This window comes from Streptomyces sp. MUM 203J, from assembly GCF_022414595.1.
Taxonomy (GTDB): Bacteria; Actinomycetota; Actinomycetes; order Streptomycetales; family Streptomycetaceae; genus Streptomyces.
Window position 1 is genome coordinate 84,434 of record NZ_JADWYO010000018.1, and the last position, 6,235, is coordinate 90,668.

Here is a 6,235-nt window from a genome sequence, read left to right on the forward strand (position 1 = left end):
GCCTCCCGGTCCACGGCTCCCCCGCACGCCGCGGGAAGCCGGGCGGCGCAGACCCGTCGGACCTGTGCCCTGCCCGCTTGCACCTTCGCTGCCCTTCGACACGGCTGTGCCCCCGGGAAGCCCGGGCGCCCGGCGTCCGCAACCGCGGTGCCCGGCCGGCGCGTCTTCGACTGCGCCGGCCGGCGGGCGGGCGGCAGAACGGGCAGGGGGTCAACGGGTGGACAGGACCAGGAGACTGCCGGTACGGGGCACGTGGCTGATCGCCGGAATCGCCCTGGCGGCGGTGACGGTGGGATGCCAGGACACGACGGGTGACGGAAAGGACGCGGGACGGACGCCCGCGGCGCCTTCCACTTCCTCGAAGACGCCCGGCGGCGCCAAGGACTCGGCCGTACCGACGCCGGGCACTCCGAAGAAGCCGGACAGCAGCGCCTCGGCCACCGAGCTGACCTGCGATCAGCTGCGGAACGCCGAACTGCAGAACGCGTCCCTGAGGCTCCCCGACGCCCCGGAGGGGACGATCGCCTTCACGGACGGACGGTGGGAAGGCGACGGCGTGGTGATCGAGCTTCAACCACAGTGCGACATCGGCGACATGACAGGCGATCCGGCCGCTGATGCAGTGGCGGCCGTCAAGGTCACGGCCGGAGGCACGGGCAGGTTCTACGGCCTCGTCACCTGGCGCAACGACGGCGGAGTTCCGGTACCGGCCGCCGCGGCCTCGCTCGGCGACCGTACACCGGTCGTATCGATCAGCATCTCCCCGCCGCCGACGAAGCGGGCGACCGTCGTCTACCTCACCCGAGGTGACTCCGATCCGGCGGCCGTGGTGACGATCAGGCGGACGTCCGTCTACCGGGTGGTGGAGCCCGCCATGATCGAACTCCACCACAGCGACACTCCCCACACCCCCTGACACCGCGTCACCGGACGCGCCGCACCTGGCGGCGGTCGTCTCCGCGTCAGATGCTGCTGCGTGCCCCTTCGCACCCCTGCCCACGACCCGTGCTGCCGGGCTCCGGATCACGCGTCGGCGGTCGAGGACCGTACTCAGCGGCGCGCGAGGGGTTCGGGGACGGAGCCGGGGCTGACAGCCGGCCCCCGCAGCGGGCCGCTTCGGTGACGTGACCGGACTCGTCGTCGGCAACACCCCGGCCCCGGCGCTCACGGGACTCGGCCGGAGCCGTGCCGCCGTGTCCCCCGCCGGGCGACCGCACCGCGCGTGAGCGGCCTTCCGGCGGGCGGCGCTGCAGGCGGTGAGGGACACGGCACGCACCCTCCGCCCCGTGCCCTCGTGCCACCGGGCCGTCGGCGGCGCGGCACCGCGGACCGTCATCATGCCGCGGGCGCTGGCAGAAACCGGGCTCAGGCGCACGCGGTGCCGCGCTCCGGCACCTCGCCGTTCAGCAGGTAGTCGTCGACGAGACCGGTCAGGCAGTGGCTGCCCGCGAAGTAGGCCCCATGGCCCTCACCGGCCAGGGACACATCGACACCGACGGAGTCGCCCAGGGCCCGTGCCAGGTTCCGGGCACCCGCGTACGGCGTGGCCGGGTCCCCCGTGACACCGATGACCAGGACCGGCGCCGCCCCCGGGGCGGCCACCTCCGGCTTCAGGGACTTCCCGGCCACGGGCCACCCGCTGCACCCGGTCAGACCCCATGCCGCATACTCGCCGAACACCGGCGACGCCTTGCGGAACTCCGGCAGCAGCCTCGCGACGTCCTCCTTGCCCGGACGCTCTGCGAAATCGGCGCAGGTGACGGAGCGGTGTGAGGCGTGCAGGCTGCTGTAGCGGCCGTCTTCGCCACGTTCGAGATGGATGTCGGCGAGAGCGAGCAGGATGTCGCCCCGCTGCTCCGACAGCGCCTGACGCAGGCCCTCGGTCAGATACTCCCACGCCTCCTCGGTGTACAGCGCCGAGGCGATACCGGCGTGGGCCAGGCCGGCGGTGAGCACCCTGCCCTCCGCCGTGGGCAGGGGTTTCTCCTCCAGTTCCTCCAGCAGGGCGGCAAGTATGCCGTTGCCCTCGCTGCCGCCGCGGCCGGTCGGGCACTGCTCGACCCGGCGGGCGCAGTCCTTCATGTAGTTGTCCAGCGCCAGTTGGAAGCCCTTCGTCTGTGCCAGGGCCGACTGCACCCGGTCCTGCGTAGGGTCGACGGCCCCGTCCAGCACGAAGCGTCCGACCCTGTCGGGGAAGAGGTGTGCGTACACGGCTCCCAACTGGGTGCCGTAGGAGAAGCCGAAGAACGCCGTCCGGCTGTCGCCGAGCACCTCCCGCATCAGGTCGACGTCACGGGCCACGCTCTCGGTGTCGACGTGGGGCAGGATGCTGGACGACTTCTTGCGGCAGGCGTCGATGTACTCCTTCTCCGCAGCATCCGCACGGGCGCGCTCCGCGGCGTCGTCCGGCGTGAAGTCCGTCGCGTAGTAGCGGTCCAGGTCCGCGTCGCCGAGACAGGTGATCCCCTCGCTCCGCCCCACCCCGCGGGGGTCGAAACTGACCAGATCGTAACGGGCCCGCAGCTTGTCGAACCGATCCGCACTCTCGGGCAGCCCCACCACGCCGGAGCCGCCCGGTCCGCCGAAGTTGAATATCAGCGATCCTAGACGCCGCGATCCCTCCGCCGCCCTGGCACGGATCAACGCGATGCCGATCGTCTCTCCTTCCGGTTTTGCGTAGTCGAGGGGAACGGTGAGCGTGCTGCACTGCCACGATCCGTCCGGGGCGGAGCCGCCGCCCTGAGAGGGATCCGGAGCGGGGCAGGCCCCCCAGTGGAGCCGCTGACCGGTCAGGGAGGACGGCAGTTGCCCGCCGTTCCGCCCGGGGGACGACGGCTCCGTACCGTCTCCGGTCGCGCTGCATCCCGCGGTGGCGATGAGCGCCAGCCCGATCGCCGCCCCCGTCACTCCGCGCAGGCGCGTCCGCCTGGTGCGACGCAGCGTCATGTCATCCGATGTCGTGCGGTACTTCATGAGAAGAGAGGGTTCTTTCGTAGGAACTGAGGTGTGGGTGCCCCGGCCGTCGTATCGCCGTGGGCCGGCCGCCGGGTGGTCATGTCCGGGGCCTCGTCGGTCACATCGAACAGCACCGGCCGACGTGATCCCAGGGGTCCCCGACCGAAGACCGCAAAGGTTTCGGTACCGAGGCAGCCCTGTACGGCAGCAGGACGCCGGGGGCTCCGGTCGCCCTTCGTCCCGTTCCCGGCGTTTCTTCCTCGCACGAGGCCTGGGGGACCCGCGACGGCGGCCGGTGCCATGTCACGTGGTGGACACGCACGCCCGAACCACACACGATCGCTCTAATGTGCACACGTGCTAGTCGGAAGAGAACAGACGATCGCCGCACTTCTCGGTCTGGCGTCCGGATCAGGCCCGGGGACGAGTGTCCTCGTGCAGGGGAACACCGGCATGGGCAGGACGGCCCTGCTGCGCGCCGCGGCCGTCCAGGCGGGGGAGGCCGGGTGTCTCACCGCGTACGCGACCGCCGGCCGCGCGGCCCGCCACGGGGACGTCGTGCATCAGCTCCTCGCCCGTCATTCCGGCGGCACCACGCCCGCCACGGCGGCGCCCGGACTGCCGGAGGACGCATCGCCCCGGCACACCGGCGACGAGAACGACCGGACCGAGCGACTGGTGTGCGCGGCCGGGCACCACATGGCGTCGTCCGACCAACGCCTCGTCTTCCTCATCGACGACCTGCACCGGTCCGACGCCCCGTCACTGCGCGCCCTGGCCCACCTCCTGCGCCGGATCGACGGGCTGCCGGTCACCGTCATCGGCTCTCTCCACCCGGGACTGGCGGCGGTCGGCGGAACGCACGTCGAGGACGTCCTCGCTCTCTTCGAACACCAGGTGACACTGGAGCCACTGCCCCCGGACGCGATACGCGTCCTGGCCGGGGAACTCCTCGGAGCGGATCCCGGCGAGGCGTTCTCCCGCGAGTGCCACGAACTGACGGCCGGCGTCCCGTCCGTCGTGCGGGAGGTCCTGGGCGCGCTCCGGGCGTCCGGCGAGGAACTCGCCGCCATCAGCCCGGTCGGCCTGCAGCGCCATGTACCGGAGGAAGTCGGCCGCGCAGCCCTGGAGGTCTTCCGCTCTCTGGGCCCCGACGCGGAGCGGACCGCCGAGGTGATCGCCGTACTGGGCCGCCCTTCCGTGGAACTCGTCGCCGCTGCGGGTGAACTCTCCCCGTACGCCGTGGAGGACGCGGTACACGCCCTGGTGCGAGCCGGAGCAGTGACCTCCGCCGCCGACGGATTCTCCTGCACCGTGCCCGCGGTCCGGCAGGCGGTGCTGCGCGGTGTACCTGCCAGTCGCCGGGCGGACCTGCACCACCGGGCAGCACGCCATCTCGTCGGGCACGGTGCTCCGTGGAGCGACGTGACACCGCACCTGCTGCTCAGCCCCCGCGGTGAGGAATGGGTGGTGGACGCGCTGCTGCGGTCCGCGGACGAGGCCAGGGGCCGGGACCACGACAGGGGGATCGACTGCCTGCGGCGCGTGCTGCGCGAGCCGCTGGCCGCCCCGGTCCGCGCCTCCGTGCTGGCGTCCCTCGGTGAGGCCGAACTCACCCGCTGCGTACCCACGGCAGTGCGCAGCCTGCGCAGCAGCCTGGAGCTCTCCCCGTCCCCCGTCCAGCAGGGGAAGGCCGCCCGTTCACTGGCCGGCGCGCTGTTCGCCCTCGACCGCTTCCCGGAGGGCATCGAGACGCTCCGCTGGGCCGCGAACCGCCTGCGGTCGGCCGGTCTCCCGGCACTGCGGACAGAGATCGACCTCATCTACGCCGAGATCAGCCACACGACCCCGCTGCCGCCCGGCGTGTCCGGCCGGCTCGCCCGCCTGTCCGCGGCCGACGAACGGGAAACCGGCGCGGAACGGGCCCTGTCCGCTCTGCTGTCGCTCCGCGCGGTCATGGCACCCGCGTCTCCGGACGAAGCGGTCAGTCACGCGCGGCACGCACTCCACGAGGGGCTTCTGCCGCCCGGGGACGAGTCCTTCGTGTACACCTGCGCGGTACTCGGGCTGGCCGTCGCCGGCCGGGCGGATCTGGCCCTCGGCCATGTCGACACCAGCTTCGAAGCGCTGCGGAAGCACGAGTCCGAGTTCGCGCACGCCTATCTGCGTACGCTGCGTGCCGGTGTGCACTACCGTCTTGGCAACGTTGTCGACTGTCAGAGCGACGCCTCCGCGGCCGTTGCGGCGCTGGGAGGCGTCGGAGCCGGGCCGCACACCAGCCACGCCGTCGCCATGTGGGCGGACGCCCTGCTCAAGCAGGACAGGGCAGACGAGGCACAGGGCGTCCTGGAGGAGCACGGACTGACGGGACGGCTGTCGTCCCACTGGGCCAACGACTTCACCGCACTCGTCCGGGGCAGAGTGCGGCGTTCCCGGGGAAAGCTGCACGACGCCCTGGACGACTTCCTGGAGAGCGGCGCGCGTGCCTGCGGGCGCGGCATGGCGTCCCCGGGAGTACTGCCCTGGCGGTCGGAGGCCGCCCTGGTGTGCGCGGCCCTCGGCGACAGGTACCGTGCGCTGCATCTCGCCGGTGAGGAACTCGACCTGGCCAGGGCGTGGGGCGTGGACGAGTTCGTCGGAGTGGCCCTGCGCGCCCGGGGACTGGTCGTCGGCGGCGCCGAGGGCGTCGAGTCGCTCCGTGCGGCGGTGGCCCTCCTGGAGGGCACACCGGACCGGTTCGGGTACGCGCAGACCCTGGCCGACTGCGGTGCGCTCCTGCGCGCCACAGGCGACCCGGCCGGTGCCCGGACGTATCTGTCGGAGGCGGTGGGCGTCGCCCGGCGCTGCGGAGCGCTCCGCCTGGTGGCATCGGCCGAGGAGGAGCTCCGGCTCGCCGGCTACCGGGCGGTGCCGGCGGACCGCCAGGGCGTGGATGCGCTGACCTCGGCCGAACGACGCATCGCGGGGATGGCCGCACGGGGCATGACCAACAGGGCGATCGCCCGCGAACTCTTCGTGGAGCTGCGCACCGTGGAGATCCATCTGAGCCGCGCCTACCGCAAGCTGGGCATCGTGGGCAGGGCCGGTCTGGATGACGCGCTGGGCGTCTGATCTCCCCGGCCCGAGATGTGCGACGGACCGCTGGGGGCAAGGCGATGCCGGGCGGCAGGGGGGAAGGCGCCGCCCGGCATCGCGTCTGTGGGAGCGTGGAGGCCTCAGTCCTCGCTGGGGGTTGTGGGGAGTTTGGTCTGGATCAGGTCCATGACGGAGGAGTCGGTGA

At 72.5% G+C, this 6,235-nt stretch carries 3 protein-coding genes; 2 read left to right on the forward strand and 1 reads right to left on the reverse strand.

From position 1 onward, the window contains the following. The first annotated feature begins 217 nt into the window (after window positions 1–217). A complete protein-coding gene (locus I3F58_RS12545) occupies window positions 218–916 on the forward strand; it encodes a hypothetical protein (protein ID WP_240108424.1) in 699 nt (232 codons plus the stop codon). 449 nt (window positions 917–1,365) lie between these two features. On the opposite strand, the gene I3F58_RS12550 is transcribed toward I3F58_RS12545, so the two are convergent. After that, window positions 1,366–2,946 (reverse strand): alpha/beta hydrolase, encoded by a 1,581-nt coding sequence (locus I3F58_RS12550; protein WP_240108425.1) that lies wholly within the window; start codon window positions 2,944–2,946, stop codon window positions 1,366–1,368. 366 nt (window positions 2,947–3,312) lie between these two features. On the opposite strand from I3F58_RS12550, the gene I3F58_RS29635 reads away from it, so the two are divergent. Further along, complete coding sequence (locus tag I3F58_RS29635) at window positions 3,313–6,066, forward strand: AAA family ATPase (protein ID WP_240108426.1); 2,754 nt, start codon at window positions 3,313–3,315, stop codon at window positions 6,064–6,066. Window positions 6,067–6,235: the final 169 nt, after the last annotated feature.